Consider the following 23710-nt stretch of genomic DNA (forward strand, 5'->3'; position numbering starts at 1 on the left):
GGGGCTGTCTGCCCCCTCTTTGCCTGACGGCAAATTCACCCCCGAGGATATTTCCGGATTAAAGATGCGCGCGGTCAGGCGTGGATGAACTCGGTGATGGCCCGGGCCGTGGCGTCGGAGGCTTCGAGGATCGGCGCATGGCCGCAATCGGCGAGAGTCCGGTTCCGGCCATCTGGGGCGGTGCGGGCGAGCCAGTCGCCGGTGGCTTGGGTGTAGACGCGGCTCTTCGCGCCGTGCAGGGCGAGCAGCGGCACGGGCAGCCGGACGACGGCGCCGCGCAGGTCGGTCTGCGTGAGCGAGGTCCAGAACCGCGCCATCGTGGCAGGATTCCGGGCGCGGATACGCGCTTCGGCCTGAGCGGCGGACATGGCGGCGCAGCCCTGCGGCCGGGCGAACATCGTCTGGGCGACGGCGCGCGCGGCGCGCGGCCAGTCCTGTTCGAACCGGGTGGCGGCGCGGGCGGCCTTGGGTTCGGACTGGTTGCGCATCGGGAAATCCCAGCCGGGCGCGGGCAGGGGGCGCGGCGACATATCGACCGAAACCATCCGCGCGATCCCGGTGCCGCCCTGTTCAAGGTATTGCCAGCCGATCAGCGCGCCCAGCGACCAGCCCACCAGCGTGGCGTCGTGCAGCCCGTTCGCGGCGATCAGGGCGCCGAGCTGCGCGGCACCGCCTTCGACGGTCGCGGGATAGGCGGTGCTTGCGCCGTGGCCGGGCAGGTCGGGGGCAAAGCAGGGCGCGGCAAGATGGCGGGCGAGGGGAGCCCAGATGTCGCCGCTCATCGTCCAGCCATGCAGCAGGATCACCGGGGCGCCGGTCCGCTCCGTGCCCCAGCGGTGCAGCGCTATGGTCACCGGGTGCCCCGGAGCCTGCCGACGATGCCGGTGGGGAAGAAATAGACCGACAGGATGAACAACACGCCCAGCCACAGAAGCCAGCGGTCGGGGCTGAGAAGCTCGGGCAGGACGGGCAGGGATGCGGTGGCTTCGGACAGGCCGCCCATCAGTTCCTTGAGGTAATTCTGCGCCAGCACGAAGATCGCCGTGCCGACCACCGCGCCGTACATCGTGCCCATGCCGCCGATCACCACCATCAGCAGGATGTCGAGCATAATCTCCATTCCCAGCGTGGTCGCGGGGCCGACATAGCGCAGCCAGATGGCGAAGAGCGAACCGGCAAGCGCCGCGACCATCGCGCTCAGGCAGGTGGCCAGCGCGCGGTAATAGACCACGCGGTAGCCGATCGCCTCGGCGCGGAAGGCGTTTTCGCGGATCGATTGCAGGACGCGCCCGAAGGGTGAGTTCACGATCCGCAGCATCACGAGGAACAGAAACAGGCTGCCGCCGAAGACGAGGTAATAGTTCAGCGTCTTGCCGGTGATGCGGGTGCCGAACACCTCGCCCAGCCGGTTGGCGGGGGTGAGTTCGCGCGGTATGCGGATATTCATCCCGTCCTCGCCGCCGGTGAAGCCCGACAGCTGGCTGACCAGCACCGCCACGGCCGAGGCGATCGCGAGCGTGATCATGGCGAAGAAGATCGCCCGCACCCTGAGCGACAGTAGCGCGATAAGCAGCGCGATCACGCCCGACACGGCCAGCCCGATCAGCGCGCCCAGTGCCAGCGCGCCATAGCCGGTGCCGAGCCGGTCGATGGTGATGGCGACGCCATAGGCGCCGATGCCGAAGAACATCGTATGCGCGAAGCTGACGATGCCGCCATAGCCCAGTAGCAGGTCGTAGCTGGCCACCAGCACGATGAAGATGCAGATCCGCGCGGCGGTTTCCAGCGACCGCGAGCCGGGAAACAGGAAGGGGGCGAAGGCCAGCGCGATCACGATCACGGCCAGCAGGACCGAGAGCACGATGCTTTTCGGGGTATCGCCGGAAAGGAGACGGTTCATGTCAGTCTGTCCTGCTCATTTCGCCTTGATGACGGGGACCATCCCCATGGGACGCCACATCAGGATCGCCACCATCAGCGCGATATTCGAGATCAGCGCCAGCTTGGGCTCGAGGAAGGCGGCATAATTCTGCACCAGCCCCACGGTCAGCGCGCCGATGAAACAGCCCTCGACCGAGCCCAGCCCGCCGATGATCACCACGATGAAGACGAGGATCATGATCTCGTTGCCCATATGGGCGGTGATGATCTCCTGATAGAGCGCCCACATGACGCCCCCCAGCCCCGCAAGCGCGGACCCGGCGATGAAGACGCCGACGAAGACGCGGGTGATGTTGTAGCCGAGCGCCTGCACCATTTCGGGGTTTTCGACACCCGCGCGGACGATCAGGCCGATCTTTGTCCGGCGCATCACCGCGCGGAGCGCCAGAAAGACCACAAGCCCCACGCCGACTGCCAGCAGGCGGTATTTTTCGAGCGCGGCGCCGGCGAAAGTGATCGCGCCTTTCAGCGTTTCGGGCCGGGCTATGACGATTTCGTGCCCGCCCCAGATCACGTAGATCAGCTGTTCGGCGACGATCAGCCCGCCCATCGTGACGAGGATCTGTTTCAAGTGGCTGCCATAGACCGGGCGCACGATGACGCGCTCGAAGGCGAGGCCCATCACGCCGGTGACGATCATCGCGGCCAGCACGGCAGCAGCGATGGCCAGCAGGTTCAGCATCAGCGAGGGCGCGCCGGTCATCGTGCCAAGCGCCAGCAGAACCGAAGTGCCGACGAAAGCGCCGAACGAGATGAAGGCGCCGTGGCCGAAATTGATCACGTCCATCAGGCCGAAGACCAGCGTCATGCCCGAGGCGATGACGAAGATCATCATGCCCATAGCCAGCCCCGATACGGTCAGCGTCAGCCAGGACGAGGTGCTGTCGATGGCGAAATAGCCCAGCACGATCAACGCGGGGACCAGCAGCAGCGGCAGCCAGGGTTTCAGCCGGTCCGACAGCGACAGGGTCGCCATCTTCGGGGCGTGGGTCGGGGCGGACTCGCTCATGCGTGCTCCATCTTCAGGCCCATCAGGCGTTCTTGCAGGGCAGTATCGGCTGACAATTCGGCCATCGCGCCGGTCCAGACGATCCGGCCGTCATCCATCACCACGACATGATCGCCAAGCGCGCGGGCGAGCGAGAAATTCTGCTCGACCATCAGGATCGTGGCGCCGCGGTTCTTGAGGTCTTTCAGGGCCTTGGCCAGCGTGGCGACGATGGCGGGGGCCAGCCCCTTGGACGGTTCGTCGATCAGGTACAGCTCGCGGTCCTCGACCACCGCGCGGGCCACCGACAGCATCTGTTTCTGTCCGCCCGACAGCGTGCCCGCGGGCGATTTCCAGAAGGTCCTGAGCGCAGGAAAGGCGCCGAAGATCCACTCAAGCCGTTCGGGGATCGGCTGGCCCGACAGCGCGGCGAGGCGGATATTTTCTTCGACCGAAAGGTCCGAGAAGATGCCCATATCCTCGGGGACGAAACCGATGCCGCGCCGGGCGATCTGCGCCGGAGTCAGCCCGTTGATATGCGCGCCGTCCAGCAGGATCTCGCCCGCATGGGGTTTCCACAGGCCCATGATCGTGCGCAGCGTCGTGGTCTTGCCCGCGCCGTTGCGGCCCAGCAGCATGGTCACGCCACCGCGCGGCACCTCGAAACTGACGCCGTGCAGAATGTGGTATTGGTAAATATCGGTCTTGACGTCTTTCAACTGTAGGATCGGAAGGCTTTCAGGCGCATTTCCGGACGAAAAACCGGTGCCCGCTTTTTCTGAAATTGCGTCAGACATCGGTCAGCTCCTTGCCCAGATATGCCTCCTGCACCACGTCCGAGGCCATTACCTCGGCCGGCGGGCCATCGGCGACGAGTGCGCCGTTGTGCAACACGATGATCCGGTCGGCGAGCGAGCGGATCACGTCCATCTTGTGCTCGACCAGCAGCACGGTGGCCTGCGGGTCGGATTTGATCATCGCAATCAGGTCGAGGATCACCGGCGCTTCTTCGAGCGACATGCCGGCGGTCGGCTCGTCGAACATGAAAACCTTGGGCTTCAGGGCGATCATTGCCGCGACTTCCAGCTTGCGCTGGTCGCCATGGCTGAGCGCGCTGACGGTCTGGTCGGCCAGATGAGTCAGCCGGACCTGTTCGAGCACGCGCTCGGCTTCTGCAATCAGATCGCGATGCCCCATCGCCATGGTCCACAGATTGAACCCGCGCCGCTCGCGCGCCTGCACGACGAGGCGCACATTCTCCAGAACCGTCAGGCGCGGAAACAGGTTGGTGAGCTGGAACGCGCGGCCCAGCCCGGCCTCGGTCCGGGCGGCGACCGGCAGGCGGGTCATGTCGCGGCCCATCAGTTCGACGCGGCCCGAGGTGGCGCGGATCTGGCCCGAGATCAGATTGAAATAGGTCGTCTTGCCCGCGCCGTTCGGCCCGACGATGGCGGTCAGCTCGCCCGGCGTGAAGGCGCAGCTCACATGGTCGACGGCGACATGGCCGCCGAAGCGGACGGTCAGATCGCGGGTGACGAGGGAGGGGGAAGGCATGGCGATGTCGCTCCCGGTGGCAGGGGGCGGACCGGGGGGGCCAGCCCCCCGGACCCCCCGGGATATTTATGGAATAAAGATGAAGGCGCGGCGCCCGGCGGGGCGGAGGTCGGCGGGAAGGGAGAAGGCGCTGCGGGGCGCCTTCTCCGTCCGGTCACTGGTTCCGGATCGGGACGTCCATCATGTCGGGCGTGATCTCGCGGACAAGATCGGGGATCGCCCAGTCGACATCATCTTCGACGCGGATGCGGAAGTGATACATGGATTGCATCGCCTGATGATCCTCGGGGCGGAACCACATCTCGCCCTTGGGCGTCTCGAAATGCATGCCTTCCATGGCGGCGATCAGCTCTTCGGTATCGGTCGAGCCGCCGGTCGCGCGCAGGGCTTCCACCACCGCGATGCCCGCTGCCATGCCGCCGGCGGTGAAGAAGTCGGGCGGCGTGCCGTAGCGTTCCATATGCTGTTCGACGAACCACTGGTTCACCGGGTTCTGCGGGATCTCGTAGTAGTAATAGGTCGCGCCTTCCATGCCGGGGAAGTCGCGATAGGCGGCCATCGCGGGCAGGATATTGCCGCCGGTCGCCATCTGGATCCCGAAGCGCGACGGGTCCATCGCCTGAATGCGGCCCATCGGGTTGCCGCCCCCGGCCCAGATCACGAACAGGCGGCGGTCGCCCTCGTGTTCTTGCAGCGCGTTGAAGATGCGCTCGGCGGCGGCGGTGAAATCGGTGGTGTCGGTGGGGACGTATTCTTCGTGTACCAGCTCGGCGGGCGTTCCCGCGAGCGCCTCGCGGAAGGCGGCGACGCCGTCGCGGCCAAAGGCGTAATCCTGCGCCAGCGTGGCGATCACGACGCCTTCCTGACCCAGAGCGATAGCGTTCGAAATGGCGTCCTGGCTGGAATTACGGCCGGTGCGGAAGATGTAGCGGTTCCAGTCCGAGCCGGTGATCGAATCGGCCACGGCGGGCTCGACCAGCAGGATGCGTTCGTATTCCTCGGCGACCGGCAGCATGGCCAGCGCCACACCCGACGAGGTCGGACCCACGGCGATCGCCGCATCGTCGTCGCCAAAGGCCTGGGCCAGCAGCGCGCGGCCCAGATCGGGGCGCAGCTGGCTGTCATATTCGGTCACGACAAGATCGTTGCCGTCGATCTGCATCGTGCCGTCGGTGGCGTATTCGATGCCCATCATCAGGCCGATCTGGCTTTGCTCGGCATAGGCTTCCAGCGCGCCGGTGGAATCGTGGATATGCGCGATGCGGATTTCGTCGGCCATAGCGGGCGCGGTGGCCAGCGCGACGAAGGCCGCGCTCAACAGCAGTTTCATGGAACCCTCCCTGTTTTTAAACATGAACGATGATTCATGTTTCATTTAGAGATGCCCGTCAGGCGTGAGTCTGTCAAGACAACTTTCTTGCGTGGGCGTCCGCATCTGCGATCTATTCGTAGGAAGCGCCCGCCGCCCATCGGCCAAACGCCCCGAGAACTTGACCCGGCCGCCCCGATCCCTATCTCTGGGTCGAGAACAAGGAGCTCTGACATGGATTTCACCACCGCTGCCCGCACGCCCTTCGCGCCGCAACGAGTGATGATGACCCATGCCCGCCACGATTTCGCTGACCTCCCTGTTCTGGACGCTGCCTGACGGCACGCCGCTTTTCTCTGACCTCAATCTTGTCTTCGGGCCGCGCCGCACCGGCATTGTCGGGCGCAACGGCACCGGCAAATCCGCGCTGCTACGGCTGATCGCCGGGGCGCTGACGCCGCAGCAGGGCGAGCGTCGCGTCTCCGGGCGCGTGTCGATGCTGCGTCAGGTCTTTGACCCCGGTGAAACCGTTGCCGATCTGTTCGGCGCGCGTGACGCGCTGGCGGTGCTGGCGCGGGCCGATGCCGGAGAGGCGACGCTTGACGAGCTGTCGCGCGCCGACTGGACGCTGGCCGCACGGATCGATGCCGCGCTGGGACAGGCGGGCGTTGCCTGTACACCGCAGACGCCGTTGGATCATCTCAGCGGCGGGCAGGCGACCCGCGTGGCGCTGGCGGCGGCGATGTTCGACGGGCCCGATTTCCTGTTGCTGGACGAGCCGACGAACAATCTGGATCGCGACGGGCGCGCGGCGGTGGCGCAGATGCTGCGCGACTGGCAGGGCGGCGCGCTGGTCGTCAGCCATGACCGCGAATTGCTCGAGGATATGGACGAGATCGTCGAGCTGACCACTTTGGGGGCGCAGCGCTATGGCGGTGGCTATTCGGATTACGCGGTGCGCAAGGCGGTCGAACTGGACGCCGCGCGGCATGATCTGGCGACGGCGCAGCAGCAGCAGGCCGATATCGCCCGGCAGGCGCAGCAGGCGGCCGAGCGCAAGGCGCGCAGCGACCGCGCGGGGCGGCGGCTCAGGGTGTCGGGCAGTCAGGGCAAGATGTTGATGGACAAGGCTAAGGAGCGCTCGGAGGCCAGCGGCGGCGCCAATGCCCGGCTGCGCGAGGCCCGTGCCGCGCAGGCCGACGCCGCGCTGAGCGACGCCAGCAGCCGGATCGAGGTGGTGGAACCCGTGCGGATGGATCTGCCGCAAAGTGGCTTGGCGCGCGACCGCCGCGTGCTGACACTGACGAGCGTGACGGGCGGGTATGATTCCGATCATCCGGTGATCCGCGATTTCAGCCTTGCCCTTGTCGGGCCCGAGAGGGTGGCGCTGACCGGGCCGAACGGTTCCGGCAAATCCACGCTGCTCGCCCTGATCACCGGCGCCCTGCCGCCGCTTTCGGGCCGGGTCGAACGACACCTGCCGCCGGTTTTGCTGGATCAGGCGATCAGCCTGCTCGATCCGGGCGAGACGCTGGTCGAGGCGTTTCGTCGGCTCAATCCCGGCGCGGATGACCAGAAATGTCGCGCGACGCTGGCGCGGTTTTTGTTCCGGGCGGACGATGCGCTGAAACTCGTCGGCACGCTGAGCGGCGGACAAAGGCTGCGCGCGGCGCTGGCCTGTACGTTGGGCGGACCGACGCCGCCCGGCCTGCTGATCCTCGATGAGCCGACGAACCATCTGGATCTCGATGCGACGCAGGCGCTGGAATCGGCGCTGGCCGGATACGACGGTGCGCTTCTGGTCGTCAGCCACGATGCCCGGTTTCTCGATGCGCTGGGCCTGACACGGCGGATTGCGCTGGATTAGGCTTTGACCTTGAGCGGCGCGCGGCTGCGGTCATTCGCAGCCTCGGTCGCTTTCGAGGCCAGCGCGATGAAGGCGCTGCGCTCGTCCGGGGCCAGACCGCAGAGGATTTCGTCCTGCAGGTCCGACACAACGGGGACGATGCGGGCAAGCAGGGCTGCGCCCGCATCGGTCAGGACCAACCGGCGCGCGCGGCGGTCGTTTTCGTTAACGCTTCGGGTGACAAGCCCCTTGGATTGCAGGCGATCGACCACGCCGCCGATCGTCACGCGGTCATGCGCGATCAGCCCCGCCAGCGTCGCCTGATCGATGCCGGGATTGTCGCTGAGCGCGTCGAGCGCCGCGAATTGTACGGGCGTCAGATCCAGCCCCAGCCCCTGCATTCGGTCCTGGAAGATCGAGACGGCAATCTGGTTGAGCCGCCGGATCAGGTGGCCCGGCATCGCGTGGAAAATCGTCATGGGAAAAGAATATCCGAGACACGGGATTTGACAAGTATGCGTATTGTAAGCATACTACCTTTAACGATGCGAAAGGGAGGCGACTCGCATGGCCCAACTGGGGACGCTGGAGGAATTGCCGCAGGATTACCGCGATGCCATGGCTGAGGCCGGGGTCGCGCCGCTTTGGCCGATGATGCGCAACGTGCTGCCGCATGGACAGCCCAAGCCTCAGACGAGGACGGGTTTCTGGAAATACGACGACGTTCGCCCGTTGCTGTTGCGCGCCGGTGAGCTGACGCCGGTCGAGAAAGCCGAGCGTCGCGTTCTGGTCCTGTCCGATCCGGGCCGGGGCAACGGCGCAATGCAGGCGACCGCGTCGATCTATCTGGGCATGCAGCTTTTGCTGCCCGGCGAAACCGCGCCCGCGCATGTGCACACGCCCTCCGCCACGCGGATCATTGTCGAAGGCAAGGGTGGCTACACCGTTGTCGATGGTGAGAAACTGCCGATGGAAGACGGCGATCTGGTGCTGACGCCGGGCGGCGACTGGCACGATCACGGCCATGAGGGGACCGAACCGGTGGTCTGGCTCGATGCGCTCGACCTGCCGCTGTTCGTCTATCTCGAAGGGTCCTACGCCAAAGAAGGCCCGCTTCAGGCACAGCGCAACCGGCCCGATGCGTCCTTGGTCGAATACCGCTCGGCCGGGCTGGTCCCCAGCCGGTCGCGCAACACCGCCCGCAAATATCCGATGACCCGTTTCCCCTGGGCCCGCACCGAAGAAGCGCTTCGGGAAATCGCGAAATATGGGGATGGCGGCGTGGCCGAGGTCGATTTCATCAATCCGGAAACCGGCATGGACGTGTTGCCGACGATGGGCTTTACGGCGATGATGCTGGCCAAGGGGCAGGCGGATCATCCGCCGATCCGGTCGTGTTCGTCCGCGTTCCATGTCGTGAAAGGCAGCGGGACGTCGGTCATCGACGGAAAGGAAGTCGCCTGGGGTCCGAAGGATACCTTCACCGCGGCGCCCTTTGCCACGATTGACCACGAAGCCGGTGAGGAAGCCTTCCTCATTCGCGTGCACGACCGTCCCCTGCAGGACAAACTGGGTTACTACGAGGAACGCGCCCGATGACAACTCTTTTCCCGACGCCCGACTTCCCGACCATTCCGGTCAAAGGGGAGTCCGCCGGCTATCCCGTCATGCGCATCTTCTGCGTCGGTCGCAACTATGCCGCCCATGCCGCTGAAATGGGGGTCGAGGTGGACCGCGAAGCGCCGTTCTACTTCACCAAGAACCCGCTGCACACGCTGGCCTCGGGGCAGACGATTCCCTATCCGCCGAGCACCGAGAATTACCATTACGAAATGGAACTCGCGCTGGTGATCGGCAAGCCGGTGTTCCGCGCCTCGAAAGACGAAGCGGCGGCGGCGATCTATGCCTATGGCTGCGCGCTGGACATGACGCGTCGCGACCTGCAGCTTGTCGCGCGCTCGAAGCAGCGCCCGTGGGATCTGGGCAAGGATGTCGAGCAATCGGCGGTCTTTGCCGAACTGACCAAGGCCGAGGATTTCGGCGCCGTGGACGAGCAGGCGATCCATCTGGAAGTGAACGGCGAGAGCAAGCAATCGTCGACGCTGAACCTGCTGATCCATAGCTGTGTCGACGTGGTGGCGGATCTGTCGAAATTCTACCATCTGCAGCCCGGCGACGTGATCATGACCGGCACGCCCGAAGGTGTCGGCGCGGTGGTGGCCGGCGATCGCATCACGGGCGGTATCGACGGTCTCGCGCCGATCGAACTGACGATTGGTGCGCCGGAATGATGCGCTTTCACGGTTATTTCCGGTCCTCAAGCAGCTATCGCTGCCGGATTGCCTTTAACCTCAAGGGGATCGAGACGGAATTTGTCTCGGTCCACCTGACGAAGGATGGCGGTCAACAGAAGTCCGACGCTTACAAGGCGCTGAACCCACAGGGGCTGGTGCCGACGCTGGAAGTGGACGACCTGGTTCTGACGCAAAGCCCGGCGATTCTGGAATGGCTGGACGAGACCCATCCCGAACCCCGGCTTTTGCCGCAGGATCCGGCCGAACGGGTGGCGGTGCGCGCTTTCTGCGCGGTGATCGCCTGCGAGATCCATCCGCTGCAGAACCTGCGCACGCTGCAATACCTTGAGCAGAATTACGGCCAGCAGCTTGCGGGCAAAGAAGCGTGGTGCCAGCGCTGGATCGGCGACGGGCTTTCGACCTGCGAAGCGTTGCTCGCCAAGCGGCCGAAAACCCGCTTTGCCTTTGGCGACGAGCCGGGGATGGCCGAGGTCTATCTGGTGCCGCAGATGTTCTCGGCCAAGCGGTTCAAGGTCGATCTGTCGGCCATGCCGCGCCTTTGCGAGATTCATGCGGCCTGCGAAGAGATGGCTGCCTTCGCGCAGGCCCATCCGTCGGTACAACCGGACGCGTCCTGAGGGGCGCGTTCTTCAATTTAGGTGGCGAATGAGTGGTCGCCGCAACGGTTGTGGTGGCAAAGAGTGACCGAACGGTCGATAAATTTTACTTGCGGAAATAGTGCCCGCGTGGAACCTTGCGACCGCAACGAAAAGTTGGTGTGGGCTGTGACGAAATAATGTTAGCAATATAATGCGACATGTGCCATCACTTGCAACATAATGCCAGCTTTGTGTTTTTTTGGGAGGAGCAACACAATGAACAATCGGAAATCGGCTTTGGGACTCTTGGGTGCGGCGGCGGCTCTGGCTTTGACCGCCGGGACCGCCTCGGCGCAGGAATATACCCTGCGCATGCACCAGTTCCTGCCGCCGCAGGCGAATGTGCCGCGTGACGTCCTCGACGTCTGGGCGGACAATGTCGAAGAAGCGTCGGGCGGTCGCATCGAGATCGAACGCTACGCCTCGATGGCGCTGGGCGGCACCCCGCCCGAGCTGATGGACCAGGCCATGGACGGCGTCGCCGACATCATCTGGACCGTCAACGGCTACACCCCCGGTCGCTTCCCGCGCACCGAAGTGTTCGAACTGCCGTTCTTTGTCGAAGATGCGCGCGCCGCGTCGTCGGCCCTGTGGCAGATGTATGACGAACATATGCGCGACGATTTCGCGGGCGTTCACATGCTGGGCATGTGGGTCCACGGCCCCGGCATGTTCCACACCAACACCCCGGTTCAGCATCCCTCGGATCTGCAGGGCATGAAGATCCGCGGCGGTTCGCGCGGCGTGAACGACCTGCTGGCGCTGGTCGGGGCCGAGGCTGTCGGCCTGCCGGTCTCGGGCGTGCCCGAAGCGCTGTCGCGCGGCGTCATCGACGGCACCACGATTCCGTGGGAAGTCACCACCGCGCTGCGTGTGTCCGAACTGGTCGACAACCACACCGAGTTCGAGGGCCCGGCGCTGTACGTGCTGACCTTCTCGTTCGCGATGAACCAGGACGTCTACGATTCGCTGCCCGAGGACCTGCAGCAGGTCATCGACGACAATTCGGGTCTCGAATTCTCGATCTTCGCGGGCGGCGTTCAGTCGGATGCCGATGGCCCGGCGCGCCAGATCGCGGTCGATCGCGGCAACAACATCGTCACCGTCTCGGAAGAGGACGCGCAGGAATGGCGCGAGGTGGTCGAGCCGCTTTATGCCAACTGGGTTGCCGACATGGAAAGCCAGGGCATTGACGGTCAGGCGCTGATCGATGAAGCCCGCGAATTGATGGCGGAATACGAGGCGTCGCACTGACATCTGTCAGGACGCCCGATTCCTTTCGGGGGCGTGGCCGCAAGCCGCGCCCTCATTTCCCGGATAAACATACTGACATGAGAGAGGATCCCATGTTCACGAAGACCAACGCTCTTAGCCTTCTGGCTACCCTTGCGCTGTCGACCACGGTTGCGGGCAGCGCAATGGCGCAGGAAGTGACCCTGCGCCTGCACCAGTTCCTGCCGCCGCAGGCGAACGTCCCCGCGCTTGTGCTCGACGTCTGGGCCGACCGGATCGAGGAAGAATCCGAAGGCCGGATCGAAATCGAACGCTTCCCGGCCATGGCGCTCGGCGGGACCCCGCCCGAGCTGATGGACCAGGTGCTTGACGGCATCACCGATCTGGCCTGGACGGTGAACGGCTTCACGCCGGGTCGCTTCCCGCGTTCGGAAGTGTTCGAACTGCCGTTCTTCGTGCAGGATGCCCGCGCCGCCTCGGCGGCCTATTGGCAGATGTTCGAAGAGCACATGGCGGACACCGATTATCAGGACGTCCACCTGATCGGCACCTGGGTCCACGGCCCCGGCGTGCTGCACACCAACACCCCGGTCGAGCAGATCTCGGACATGCAGGGCCTGAAACTGCGCACCCCGTCGCGGATGGTCGGTCAGCTGCTGGAGATCCTCGGCGCCGAGCCCATCGGCATGCCGGTCACCGCGATCCCGGAAAGCCTGTCGCGCGGCGTGATCGACGGCGCGGTGATCCCGTGGGAAGTGACCGAGGCGCTGCGCGTCCCCGAACTGGTCGAGAACCACACCGAGTTCGAAAACTCGTATCCCTACACGGTGACCTTCACGCTGGCGATGAACCGCGAAGTGTATGAAGATATGCCCGAGGATCTGCGCGCCATCATCGACGCGAATTCGGGTCTCGAATTCTCGGTCTTCGCCGGTGGCACGCAGGCGGATTCGGATATCCCGGCCCGCCAGCTTGCGGTCGATCGCGGCAACAACATCATCACGATCCCCGAGGCCGATGTCGCCGAGTGGCGCGCAGCCGCGCAGCCGGTCTATGAAGCCTGGATCGCCGATATGGAAAGCCAGGGCATCGATGGTCAGGCGCTGATCGACGAGGCGCGCGAACTGATGGACGCGTACCAGCCGGCCGAGTAACGCCACCTGTCCCGTCCCGCCCGGTGCGTCCGGGCGGGACGCGGCCCCAGACAAGCGCCGGACCAACCGGCCGTTGACGGGAACGGAACGATGTTCACAACCATACACAAGGTCTTCCATGCAGTCGCCTGGCTGATGGCCGTCATCGGCGGCATCGTTCTGGCACTGATGGTTCTGATGATTTGCCTGTCGATCCTTGGTCGCGAGGCATCGGATATCCTGCATTCCGCGTGGATGCAGAGCAACGCGCCCGATCTGGCGCAAAGCCTTCTCGATGCCGGTATCGGCCCGATCTACGGCGATTACGAACTGGTCGTCGCGGGCATGGCGTTTTCGATCTTCTGTTTCCTTGGCTGGTGCCAGCTCACCGCCGGACACGCGACGGTGGATATCTTCACCTCGGGTCTGAGCGACCGCTCGCGTCGCTGGCTTCAGGCGGCGATTGAAATCCTGTTCGCTGCCGCGCTGGTGCTGATCGCGATCCAGCTCTACGACGGCATGAACACCCTCGCGCGGCGCCGGTCGACGACCTTCCTGCTGCAATATCCGCTGTGGTGGAACTATGCGCTGTCGCTCGCCCCTGCCATCGCCACGGCCGTGATCGCCGTCTACATGGCGCTGGTCCGCATTGCCGAAGCCGTTGGCAACCGTACTCTTGTCGTTACCGCCGGAGCAGACCATTGAGCAACCTCGTGATCGGACTTCTGTCCTTCCCTGTCCTGCTGGGCCTGATCTTCGTGCGCGTGCCGATTGGTCTGTCGATGTTCGTCACCGGTTTCGGGGGCTATTTGCTGATCGAGGGCTCGACCCGCGTGCCGCTGGCGCAGCTGAAGAACGCGGCCTATTCGACCTTTGCCAGCGAATCGCTCGCCATCGTGCCGATGTTCCTGCTGATGGGGTATTTCGCCACGATCGGCGGCATGTCCAAGGCGCTGTTCAAGGCGGCCGAGGCCTTTGTCGGCCACCGCAAGGGAGGGGTCGGCATCGCCGCCATCGCCTCGTGCGCGGGGTTCGGCGCGATCTGCGGTTCGTCGCTGGCCACGGCGGCGACGATGGGCCGCGTCGCGCTGCCCGAATTGCGGCGCTTCGGCTATGACGGCGGCATCTCGACCGCGCTTCTGGCTGCGGGCGGCACCCTGGGCATCCTGATCCCGCCCTCGGTCGTGCTGGTGATTTACGCGATCCTTGCGGAACAGAATATCGCCAAGCTGTTTCTGGCCGCCTTCGCGCCGGGTATCCTTGCCGCCATCGGCTATATGATCGCCATCTCGATCTATGTCCGCCTGTACCCCGAGCGCGCGGGCACGGCCGAGCGCGTGCCGATGGCCGAGCGCATGAAGCGGCTCTTCGGCGTGTGGCCCGTGCTTCTGGTCTTTTTCGCCGTGGTCGGCGGCATCTATGGCGGTGTCTTCACGCCCACCGAAGGCGCGGCTGTCGGCGCATTGGGAACCGGTCTGATCGCGCTTGCCAATCGCGGGCTGAACTTCCGCACCCTGCTGGAAAGCTTCACCTCGACGGCGCGCTCGACCGCGATGATCTTCTTCATTGTCTTCGGCGCGGCCTTCTATAACGGCTTTCTGGCCCGCACGCAGGTTCCCAACGCGCTGAGCGAATGGGTGGTCAGCCTTGGCCTTGCGCCGGTCGCGGTGCTGGTGCTGATCCTTGTGATCTACCTGCTGCTGGGCTGCGTCATGGACAGCCTGTCGATGATCCTGTTGACCATCCCGATCTTCTTCCCGATGATCATGGCGCTCGATTTCGGCATGCCGTCCGAGCATGTGGCGATCTGGTTCGGGATCCTTGTGCTGATCGTCGTGGAAACCGGGCTGATCACGCCGCCGGTGGGGATGAACCTGTTCATCATCAACGCGATGGACCGGATGACGCCGATGACCCACACCTACAAGGCGGTGGCGTGGTTCGTGCTGTCGGACCTGATCCGCGTGGGCATCCTGATCGCCTTCCCGGCCATCACGCTGTTCCTCATATCCTGAACACGGCGACATGCAGTCTTGGACGGGGGCCTTCGGGCCCCCGTTTTTCATGGGCCGGACCCTGCGCGGGATTGACCAAGATCGTTATGATCTATAACCAGTACACAGGATAATCTTGGGAGGGGTTTCCATGCAAATCGACGGACAGATCGCCCTTGTCACCGGCGGCGGCAGCGGGCTGGGCGAAGCGACCGCGCGGCTGCTGGCCAGGCGCGGTGCGAAAGTTGCGGTGCTCGATTACGACGGCGCCAAGGCCGATGCGGTCGCGGCCGATATCGGCGGGCTGGGCGTGCAGGCCGATGTCGGCGACGAGGCCGCCGTGGCCGCCGCCTTTGACAAGGTGCAGGACGGGCTGGGCGCGATGCCGAGGGTCGCCGTGAACTGCGCGGGCATCGGTGTCGCCGCGCGGATCGTCGGGCGCGAGGGCAAGATGTCCATCGACCTGTTCGAGCGCGTGATCCGCGTCAACCTGATCGGCAGCTATATCGTGATGTCCTATGCCGTGAAGGGCATGCAGGCGCAGGATCCGCTGGACGGCGGCGAGCGGGGCGTGGTGATCAACACCGCTTCGGCGGCGTGGCAGGACGGGCAGGTGGGTCAGGCGGCCTATTCGGCCTCGAAGGGCGGCATCGCCTCGATGAGCCTGCCGGCCGCACGTGAACTGGCGCGCTCGGGCATCCGGGTGATGGCGATCGCGCCGGGGCTGTTCAACACGCCGATGATGGAAAGCCTGCCCGAGGAAACGACGCGGCAGATCGTAGCCAATATCCCGTTCCCCGACCGGCTGGGCGCGCCCGAGGAATACGGGCTGATGGTCGCGCAGATCGTCGAGAACGCCTATCTCAACGGCACGACGATCCGTCTGGACGGTGCCACGCGCCTGCCGCCGCGCTGAGCGGATGACCGGCCCCGCCGATCCCGTGGGCGTGCCGCTTTCGTCCCCCGACGACGAAGGCGGCACGGGCCCGGATGCGATCCTGCGTAACAATATCGGCTATGACATGAAGCGCGCCTTCAACGCGATTCAGGCCGATGTGAACGCCACGCTGCAGCCTTTCGGGCTGCGGATGCTGACCTATTCGGTGCTGGCGGTGATCCGCGACAATAACGGCCTGCGTCAGTCGCGGCTGGCCGAGATCCTGCTGATCGAACGCCCGAACCTTGTGCTGATCCTTGACGAGCTTGAGGGGCTCGATCTGGTGACGCGGACGCGCGCGCCCGATGACCGGCGCGCCTATGAGTTGACGGTCACGCTGAAGGGGCGGCGCCTGTGCGACCGGGCCTTCAGGGCGGTGGCCGAGCATGACAATCGCATGGCAAGGGGGCTTGGCGCGGAGGAGCGCGCCGCCCTGCACAAGGCCCTGCGTCTGATCGAATCGAACGGGAGGAGCCCGGATGACTCAAGAGACACAAGGCGGGAAATACCGCGCCCATAACGCGCGGCGCGAAGACCTCGCCGATGGCACCATCCTGCTGACCAGCGGCCTGAGCCTTGGCCCGGTTGCGCGCTGCGCGACCGACTGGCTGGTCGACTGGGCCGCCCGGGTGCCCGGGCGCACCTTTGTCGCCGAACGCTCGGGCCCGGGCTGGCGCGAGGTGAGCTACGCGCAGGCGCTCGACATGGTGCGCGCCATCGCCGCCGCGCTGGCCGAACGCGGCCTGAACGCCGAGACGCCGATCCTGATCGTCAGCGGCAACGGCGTGGATCACGCGCTGCTGACGCTGGCCGCGCAATATATCGGCGTGCCGACGGTCCCGGTGGCCGAGCAATATGCGCTGATCGAGGGCGCGCATCCGGTACTCGAGCGCATCGCCGGGATGATCCGTCCGGCGATGGTCTTTGCCGATGACGCCGCCCGCTATGGCAAGGCGCTGTCGCTGCCGGTCTTCGACGGGGTGGAGAAGGTGGTGAGCCAGAGCGCGGGCGACGGCATGACCGATTTCGCCGCGTTGCTGAAAGGGCAGGGCGATGTGAGCGCGCTCAACGCCAAGGTCGGCCCCGATACGGTGGCGAAATATCTTCTGACCTCGGGCTCGACCTCGCATCCCAAGGGGGTGCTGACGACGCAGCGGATGATGACCACGAATCAGGCCCAGCTGAAGGAATGCCTGCCCTTCGTGGCCGAGAAGCCGCTTGTGCTGCTGGACTGGCTGCCGTGGAACCATGTCTTCGGCGGCTCGCATAACTTCAATCTGGTGCTGTCGAATGGCGGCACGCTGTATGTCGACAACGGCAAGCCCACGCCCGCCTTGGCGCATCACACTATCGAGAACCTGCGCATGGTCTCGCCCACCATCGCTTTCAACGTGCCCGTGGGCTTCGGCGTGCTGCGCGATGCGATGAAGAACGACGACGCGCTCAAGCAGCAGTATTTCCGCAATCTCGACATGCTGTTCTATGCCGGGGCCTCTCTGCCGCAGGATATCTGGGCCGATCTGGAAGCCATCGCGCACGAAGTCCGGGGCGACATGCCGCTGTTCAACTCAAGCTGGGGCCTGACCGAAACCGCCCCCGCCGCGCTGATCCAGCACGAATTCACCGATCAGTCGGGCATCATCGGCGTGCCGTTGCCGGGGGTGACCATCAAGCTGGTGCCGGCCGATGACGACAACCGCTTCGAGGTCCGCGTCAAGGGCGACACGATCACGCCGGGCTATCTGCACGATCCCGAAAAGACCGCCGAGGCTTTCGACGACGAAGGGTATTTCATCACCGGCGACGCGATGAAATTCGTCGATCCTGCCGACATGAACAAGGGCATGAAGTTCGACGGCCGCATCGCTGAAGAGTTCAAGCTCAATACCGGTACATGGGTCCGCGCGGCGGGGCTGCGGCTGGAAATTCTGGGCAAGCTCAAGGGGCTGGCCGCCGATGTCGTGCTGACGGGCGCCGACCGGGCCGAGATCGGCGTGATGATCGTGCCGACCGACGCCCTGCGCGCGGGTGCCATGGATCACGACGGGGCGCTGGCGGTCACGCAGGCCGCCGAGATCGCCGAACGGCTCAAACCCGCGCCGAATGAAGGTTCGGCCCATGCCGTGCGCCGAGTGCAGGTGCTGGCCGAGCCGCCCTCGATGGCCGAGGGCGAGATCACGGCGAAGGGCAATCTCAACTTCCGCAAGATCCTGATGACCCGCAAGGCGCTGCTCGACAGGCTTTACGACGATTCCGATCCCGCGACGATCAAGGTTTGAACCATGGCAATCGCCTATATTCCCTATGGCGCCTATTGGTGCTCGCCCTTCGCGCGCTGGCAGGGGGCCTTCGCGCATCTGCATTCGGTGAAGTTCGCGGCCCATGTCACACGCGACGCGATGGCCGCGCGCGGGCTGACGACGGACATGCTGGATTACTGCGCCTATGGCTACACCGTGATCCAGCCCAACATCTTCTACGGCGCGCCGTGGTTCTCGGCCCTGATCGGCGCCGAAAACCTGCCCGGACCGACCGTCAATCAGGCCTGCGCCACGGGACCGCGCCTGATCGCCACGGCGGCGGGCGAGATGGCCTTGGGCAATGCGGGCGTGGCGCTGGTGGCGGCGGGTGACCGGCTGTCGAACGGTGCGCATGTCTATTACCCTGCGCCCGGCGGGCCGGGCGGCACCGGCAGCAGCGAAGACTGGGTGCTCGACAGCTTCAACCATGATCCCTTCGCCAAGAACGCAATGGTCGATACTGCCGAGAATGTCGCCCGGCGCGACGGTATCGACACCGCCGAGCAGGATGAGCTGGTGCTCTATCGTCACGACCAGTACCAGCAGGCGCTGGCGGGTGAGCGGGCGTTCCAGAAGCGCTTCATGGCCGATCTCGACATCCCCGATGCGAGCTTCCGCAAGACCCGGGGCATGGCGGCGGGCGATCAGGGCATCCAGCCGGTCGATGCCGAAAAGATGGCGCGGCTGAAGCCAGTGCGCGAAGGCGGAAGCGTCACCTTTGCCGGGCAGACGCATCCTGCCGATGGCAATGCGGGCATGGTGCTGTGCGCCGATGCCGGTCGCGCGACCGAGCTGGGCAAGGCCGGAGGTCCGCGCATCGCCGTGCTGGCGGTCACTCAGGCGCGCGAGGACAAGGGCTTTATGCCTGCTGCGCCGATCAAGGCAACGCAGCGGGCGCTGGATGCGCTGGGTCTGAGCATCGGCGATATCGACGCGATCAAGGCGCATAACCCCTTTGCCGTGAACGATATCGCCTTCGCGCGGGCTTTCGGGCTGGACTGGCGGATGATGAACAATTTCGGCTCGTCGCTGATCTGGGGGCATCCGCAGGGTCCGACCGGCCTGCGCGGGATCATGGAACTGGTGGAAGAGCTGGAAATGCGCGGCGGGGGAATCGGCCTGTTTCAGGGCTGCGCGGCGGGCGATTCGGCGATGGCGGTGGTGATCCGGGTTTCCTGAGCTCCGCCGCCCGGCTCGGCACGCTGTGACCGCGTGCCGGGTTTTCTTTCGTCCGTCATGACGGTAATCCTGCACGAACCTCTTCCTGCACAGGCTTATCCATGACGCATGACATCGCCCAAGCCCTTCTCGACGCCGCCCGCAAGGCCGGTGCCGATGCCGCCGACGCGATGGTGATCGACGGCACCGCGGTCTCGATCGATGTGCGCGAGGGGCGGCTTGAACAGGCCGAACGCGCCGAAGGGCTGGATCTGGGCCTGCGCGTGCTGATCGGCAAGCGGCAGGCCTGCGTGTCGTCCTCGGACGCCAAGCCCGAGGCGCTGGCCGAAATGGCCGCGCGCGCCGTCGCGATGGCCCGCGAAGCCCCCGAAGACCCCTATATCGGTCTTGCCGACGCCGCGCAGCTTGGCGCACGCCGCGATGCCGAGGGGCTGGAGCTTGTCGATCCCTCGGCCGAGCCCGATCCCGAAGCCCTGCTCGACGATGCCTGCCGCGCCGAGGCTGCCGCGCGTGCGGTCGCGGGTATCAGCCAGATCGATCAGGCCGGCGCCAGCTATGCGCGCCGTACGATCCATCTTGCGGCCTCGAACGGGTTCGAAGGCGGCTATGCCCGGTCGTCGCGCAGCACGTTCTGCGTCGCGATCACCGGCGAAGGCACGGCGATGGAGCGCGACTGGGCCAGCGAAAGCCGCATCTTTCAGGCCGATCTGCCCGATGCCGAGACGATCGGCACCGAAGCGGGGATCCGCGCCAGCGCGCGTTTCGGCAGCCGCAAGCCGCCCTCGGGGCAGTTCCCGGTGCTTTATGACGAGCGGGTCTCGTCGTCGCTGATCGGGCATCTGACCAGCGCGATCAACGGTGTCAGCATCACGCGCGGCAGCAGCTGGCTGATGGACGCGATGGGGCAGGCGGTCCTTCCCGAAGGCTTCGATCTGATCGAGGACCCGCTGCGCGCGCGCATTCCGGGCACCCGCCCGTTCGATGCCGAGGGACTGCAGACCGCGCGCAACCCGCTGATCACCGACGGCGTGCTGCAGCGCTGGGTGCTGGATCTGGCCACTGCGCGCAAGCTGGGGCTTGAAAGCACCGCCAATGCCTCGCGCGGGCCGACCGCGCCGCCCTCGCCCAGCCTGTCGAATCTGGCGCTGACGCCCGGCACGGCCAGCCGCGAAGACCTGATCCGCGATATGGGCACCGGGCTTCTGGTGACCTCGCTGATCGGCTCGACCATCAATCCGACCACCGGGGATTATTCGCGCGGTGCCTCGGGCTTCTGGATCGAGAATGGCGAAATCGCCTATCCGGTCAACGAATGCACCATCGCGGGCAACCTGCGCGACATGCTGATGCGGATGACCCGCGCCAATGACGCGCGGCCGCATCTGTCCACTCTGGTGCCGTCGCTGCTTGTCGAAGGGCTCACGATTGCCGGCGCGTGAGGCGGATCTCGCCGATCTGGCACTTCTGCGCGAGGTCGCGCTCGAAGCGGGGGAGATCGCCCACCGCTATTTCCGCGCGCAGCCCGAGGTCTGGGACAAAGGCGACGGCCAAGGTCCGGTGACCGAGGCCGATCTGGCCGTCAACACACATCTGCACGACCGTCTGCGCAAGGCGCGGCCCGATTACGGCTGGCTGAGCGAGGAAAGCGATCCGCTGGGCGATCTGTCGCGGCTGGAACGGGACACGACCTTTGTCGTCGATCCGATCGACGGCACCCGCGCCTTTATCGACGGCCAGCCCGGTTTCGCCCATGCACTGGCCGTGGTGCGCGCGGGCGTGCCCGTCGCGGCGCTGGTCCATCTGCCCGAGCTGTCGCTGACCTATGGCGCGGCGCAGGGCGCGGGCGCGACGCTGAACGGCGAGCCCATCACCGCCACCACCCGGCGTGATCCCGAAGGCGCGACGATCCTTTGCGCGCGTCCGGCGCTCGACCCCGAGCATTGGCCCGGCGGTCTGCCGCCGGTGAAACGCCAGTTCCGCCCGTCGCTGGCCTGGCGGCTGGCGCTGGTGGGCGAAGGGCGGTTCGATTCGATGCTGACGATCCGCGATGCCTGGGACTGGGACATCGCCGGTGCCGCGCTGATCGCGACCGAGGCGGGTGCAACGGTCACCGACCGCCATGGCCGCGCGCTGACCTTCAACCGGCCCGAAGCCCGCAGCGCGGGCGTTGTCGCCGCCGGTCAGGCGCTGCACGGCATCCTGATCGCCGGTCTCGGGGGCGCAGGAGGCCGGGTCGATGGCGGATAGCGCGGTGACATCGGGGGTCTGGTTCCACGCCAGCGAAGCCGCGTCGTTCGAGCCGCTGTCGGTTCTTGCCGCGCAGACGCTCGAGCACAAGGAATGCGACGGTATCCACCTGACGGGCGGTCCCGGCGCGCCGGGGCCGGGCGACGATCTTCGCAGCATCGACGCGGTGCTTGACCATTTCCCCGCGAGGCTACTGGTTCTGGCCGGGGACCTTCTGCCGATGCCGATCATCGACCGCGCGCGGGCGCGGGGCGTGCGGATGATGCTGGTGGATACGGCCAATCCGATGGTCTCAGGCGGCTGGCGGCTGCTGCGCGGGCCGTTGCGCAGCACGCTCGCGCGGTTCGAGGTGATCCATGCGCGCGACGCGGCCTCGGCGGCGTCGATCGGGCGCGACCTGCGCGGGCGCTCGACGGTTTTGCCGACGGGACGCCCCGCGCGGTTCGGTGCCACGCCGGGCTGCAACATGGCCGAGCTCGATTCGCTGCGCGATACGATCGGCGCACGTCCCGTCTGGCTGGCGCAGGGCCTGCCGCTGTCCGAGCTCGACGGTGCCTTTCTGGCGCAGATCCACGCGCTTCGCCGCGCGCATCGGCTGCTGATGATCGTCATGCCCTGCAGCAACGACGACGAAGCGGCCATCGCGCAGCGCGCGGGCGAGGTGGGCATCACCTGCGCGCGGCGTCTTCTGGATGAAGAGATCGACGAGACGACGCAGGTCTATATCACCGATGCCGAGGACGATCCGGGGCTGTTCCTGCGGCTGGCCTCGGTCACCTATCTGGGCGGAACGCTCAGCAGCGACGCCGCGATCCCGCCCGCTTTGCTGCCCGCCTCGCTGGGATCGGCGCTGGTATTCGGCCCGGAGGGCAAGGGCGAGCAACGTGATCTGCTGGGCAAACTGCGCGCGATTGCAGCCGGGCGGCAGATCCCGGCGATGACCGATCTGGGCCCCGCGATCAGCGCGCTTTTGTCGCCCGATATCGGCGCGGAACAGGCGTTGCGGGCATGGTCGCTTGCCACCGACGGGGCCGAGGCGACCGAACGGCTGGTGGCGTCGATCTGCGAGTGTCTCAAGACAGGGGAGATCACGGCATGAAGGCTCCGGGCTTCTGGTCGAACCCACCCGCGCGGCCCGGCTGGCAGGCGCGGCTGCTGGCGCCGCTGGGCGCGCTCTATGCCTATGCCACGGCCCGGCGCATGACGCAGCCGGGCCATCGCGCCACGGTTCCGGTGATCTGCATCGGCAACCTCAATGCCGGGGGGACAGGCAAGACGCCCACCACGCTGGCGCTGATGCAGAGCCTCGGCGCGCAGGGGAAGAACGTGCATATCGTCTCGCGCGGCTATGGCGGAACGCTGAGCGGGCCCGTTCGGGTCAGCGAGCGCGAGCACAGCGCGGCGCAGACCGGGGACGAGCCTCTCCTGATGGCGGCTTTTGGCCCGGTCTGGGTGGCCAAGGACCGCGCCGCTGGCGTCGCCGCCGCGCAGGCGGCGGGGGCCGAGGTGATCCTGCTCGATGACGGATTTCAGAACCCGTCGGTGGAAAAGACCGCGTCGCTTGTCGTCGTCGATGCGGCGACGGGCTTCGGCAACGGGCGCTGTATCCCGGCGGGGCCGCTGCGCGAGCCCGTCGCGGCGGGGCTGGCCCGCGCCGATGCCGTTCTGGCGATCGGTTCCGATAGCGCGGTCGCGCGGTTTCGCCACGACTGGGCGTCGCAGCTTGCCGGCACGCCCCTATTCAGCGCGACGATCGAACCCCTGCAAACGGGGATGCACTGGACCGGGCTGCGCGTTCTCGCCTTTGCCGGGATCGGACGGCCGGGCAAGTTTTTCGAGACGCTTCGGCAGGTGGGCGCGAATGTCGTGCGCACGCAGGCGCTGAGCGATCACCAGCCGCTGACGCATGCGCTGTTCTTGCGGCTGGAAGCCGAGGCGCGGCGCGAGAAGGCGCAGTTGGTCACGACCGAGAAGGACGCCGTGCGCCTGCCGATGGAGCAGCGGCGCAAGGTGCTGACGCTGCCGGTGCGGTTGCAGATCGCCGACGAGACGGGGCTTGTGGCGGCGCTGAAGTTGTAAGGCCGGGCGTGACACGC

Annotated in this window: 23 protein-coding genes; 16 read left to right on the forward strand and 7 right to left on the reverse strand. The window is 66.1% G+C overall.

The annotated features are described in order from the left end of the window. Positions 1-74 precede the first annotated feature (74 nt). From JI664_RS08595 to JI664_RS08620, 6 genes are all read right to left on the reverse strand, one after another. Complete coding sequence (locus JI664_RS08595) at positions 75-854, reverse strand: alpha/beta fold hydrolase (protein ID WP_207013299.1); 780 nt, start codon at positions 852-854, stop codon at positions 75-77. Then, complete coding sequence (locus tag JI664_RS08600; RefSeq protein ID WP_207013300.1) at positions 851-1900, reverse strand: branched-chain amino acid ABC transporter permease; 1050 nt, start codon at positions 1898-1900, stop codon at positions 851-853. Before JI664_RS08600 ends, JI664_RS08595 begins: the two co-directional genes overlap by 4 nt. Before the next feature lie 15 nt (positions 1901-1915). After that, entirely contained in the window at positions 1916-2950 is a 1035-nt protein-coding gene (locus JI664_RS08605; protein WP_207013301.1) for a branched-chain amino acid ABC transporter permease, read from the reverse strand. After that, positions 2947-3648 carry an ABC transporter ATP-binding protein gene (locus tag JI664_RS08610; protein WP_414707727.1) on the reverse strand — a complete coding sequence of 234 codons (702 nt, stop codon included), beginning with the start codon at positions 3646-3648 and terminating at the stop codon, positions 2947-2949. Before JI664_RS08610 ends, JI664_RS08605 begins: the two co-directional genes overlap by 4 nt. A gap of 70 nt (positions 3649-3718) precedes the next feature. Continuing rightward, a complete protein-coding gene (locus JI664_RS08615) occupies positions 3719-4483 on the reverse strand; it encodes an ABC transporter ATP-binding protein (RefSeq protein WP_207013303.1) in 765 nt (254 codons plus the stop codon). A gap of 154 nt (positions 4484-4637) precedes the next feature. Beyond that, positions 4638-5813: a substrate-binding domain-containing protein gene (locus JI664_RS08620; RefSeq protein ID WP_207013304.1), complete on the reverse strand. Its 1176-nt coding sequence runs from the start codon at positions 5811-5813 to the stop codon at positions 4638-4640. Positions 5814-6084: 271 nt separating this feature from the next. Between JI664_RS08620 and JI664_RS08625 the strand changes: the two genes are divergently transcribed. Next, complete coding sequence (locus tag JI664_RS08625; protein ID WP_207013305.1) at positions 6085-7659, forward strand: ABC-F family ATP-binding cassette domain-containing protein; 1575 nt, start codon at positions 6085-6087, stop codon at positions 7657-7659. Here the strand turns inward: JI664_RS08625 and JI664_RS08630 are convergent. Continuing rightward, entirely contained in the window at positions 7656-8117 is a 462-nt protein-coding gene (locus JI664_RS08630; RefSeq protein WP_207013306.1) for a MarR family winged helix-turn-helix transcriptional regulator, read from the reverse strand. The two genes, JI664_RS08625 and JI664_RS08630, sit on opposite strands and share 4 nt — an antisense overlap. 88 nt (positions 8118-8205) lie before the next feature. Between JI664_RS08630 and JI664_RS08635 the strand changes: the two genes are divergently transcribed. The 15 genes from JI664_RS08635 to lpxK all read left to right on the forward strand — a co-directional run bounded on the left by JI664_RS08635 (position 8206) and on the right by lpxK (position 23693). Continuing rightward, the gene (locus JI664_RS08635) at positions 8206-9237 is read left to right on the forward strand and encodes a cupin domain-containing protein (RefSeq protein ID WP_207013307.1); all 1032 of its coding nucleotides are present in this window, start codon (positions 8206-8208) and stop codon (positions 9235-9237) included. Further along, the gene (locus JI664_RS08640; protein ID WP_207013308.1) at positions 9234-9929 is read left to right on the forward strand and encodes a fumarylacetoacetate hydrolase family protein; all 696 of its coding nucleotides are present in this window, start codon (positions 9234-9236) and stop codon (positions 9927-9929) included. The genes JI664_RS08635 and JI664_RS08640 overlap by 4 nt, the downstream gene beginning before the upstream one ends. Then, a complete protein-coding gene (maiA, locus tag JI664_RS08645; RefSeq protein ID WP_207013309.1) occupies positions 9926-10570 on the forward strand; it encodes a maleylacetoacetate isomerase in 645 nt (214 codons plus the stop codon). Before JI664_RS08640 ends, maiA begins: the two co-directional genes overlap by 4 nt. Positions 10571-10807: 237 nt before the next feature. Further along, a complete protein-coding gene (locus tag JI664_RS08650) occupies positions 10808-11845 on the forward strand; it encodes a TRAP transporter substrate-binding protein (RefSeq protein WP_207013310.1) in 1038 nt (345 codons plus the stop codon). A 92-nt stretch (positions 11846-11937) separates the two neighbouring features. Next, positions 11938-12978 carry a TRAP transporter substrate-binding protein gene (locus JI664_RS08655; RefSeq protein WP_414707728.1) on the forward strand — a complete coding sequence of 347 codons (1041 nt, stop codon included), beginning with the start codon at positions 11938-11940 and terminating at the stop codon, positions 12976-12978. A gap of 90 nt (positions 12979-13068) precedes the next feature. Next, positions 13069-13662, forward strand: a complete 594-nt coding sequence (locus JI664_RS08660; protein ID WP_211201645.1) for a TRAP transporter small permease — start codon at positions 13069-13071, stop codon at positions 13660-13662. Next, complete coding sequence (locus JI664_RS08665) at positions 13659-14972, forward strand: TRAP transporter large permease (protein WP_207013311.1); 1314 nt, start codon at positions 13659-13661, stop codon at positions 14970-14972. Before JI664_RS08660 ends, JI664_RS08665 begins: the two co-directional genes overlap by 4 nt. A gap of 130 nt (positions 14973-15102) precedes the next feature. Further along, entirely contained in the window at positions 15103-15867 is a 765-nt protein-coding gene (locus tag JI664_RS08670; RefSeq protein ID WP_207013312.1) for an SDR family NAD(P)-dependent oxidoreductase, read from the forward strand. A 4-nt stretch (positions 15868-15871) separates the two neighbouring features. Further along, positions 15872-16408, forward strand: coding sequence for a MarR family winged helix-turn-helix transcriptional regulator (locus JI664_RS08675; RefSeq protein WP_207013313.1), 537 nt, complete (start codon positions 15872-15874; stop codon positions 16406-16408). Further along, positions 16368-18167 (forward strand): feruloyl-CoA synthase, encoded by a 1800-nt coding sequence (locus JI664_RS08680; protein ID WP_207013314.1) that lies wholly within the window; start codon positions 16368-16370, stop codon positions 18165-18167. The genes JI664_RS08675 and JI664_RS08680 overlap by 41 nt, the downstream gene beginning before the upstream one ends. A 3-nt stretch (positions 18168-18170) precedes the next feature. Next, positions 18171-19367: a thiolase family protein gene (locus JI664_RS08685; protein WP_211201646.1), complete on the forward strand. Its 1197-nt coding sequence runs from the start codon at positions 18171-18173 to the stop codon at positions 19365-19367. 101 nt (positions 19368-19468) lie between these two features. After that, positions 19469-20806, forward strand: a complete 1338-nt coding sequence (locus JI664_RS08690) for a TldD/PmbA family protein (protein WP_207013315.1) — start codon at positions 19469-19471, stop codon at positions 20804-20806. Continuing rightward, positions 20793-21614, forward strand: a complete 822-nt coding sequence (locus tag JI664_RS08695; RefSeq protein WP_286173969.1) for an inositol monophosphatase family protein — start codon at positions 20793-20795, stop codon at positions 21612-21614. Before JI664_RS08690 ends, JI664_RS08695 begins: the two co-directional genes overlap by 14 nt. Continuing rightward, positions 21604-22713, forward strand: a complete 1110-nt coding sequence (locus JI664_RS08700) for a hypothetical protein (protein ID WP_207013317.1) — start codon at positions 21604-21606, stop codon at positions 22711-22713. The genes JI664_RS08695 and JI664_RS08700 overlap by 11 nt, the downstream gene beginning before the upstream one ends. Continuing rightward, entirely contained in the window at positions 22710-23693 is a 984-nt protein-coding gene (lpxK, locus tag JI664_RS08705; RefSeq protein ID WP_207013318.1) for a tetraacyldisaccharide 4'-kinase, read from the forward strand. Before JI664_RS08700 ends, lpxK begins: the two co-directional genes overlap by 4 nt. The last annotated feature ends 17 nt before the right edge of the window (positions 23694-23710 follow it).

This window comes from Rhodobacter sp. NTK016B (genome assembly GCF_017303295.1).
Lineage (GTDB): Bacteria > Pseudomonadota > Alphaproteobacteria > Rhodobacterales > Rhodobacteraceae > Pararhodobacter.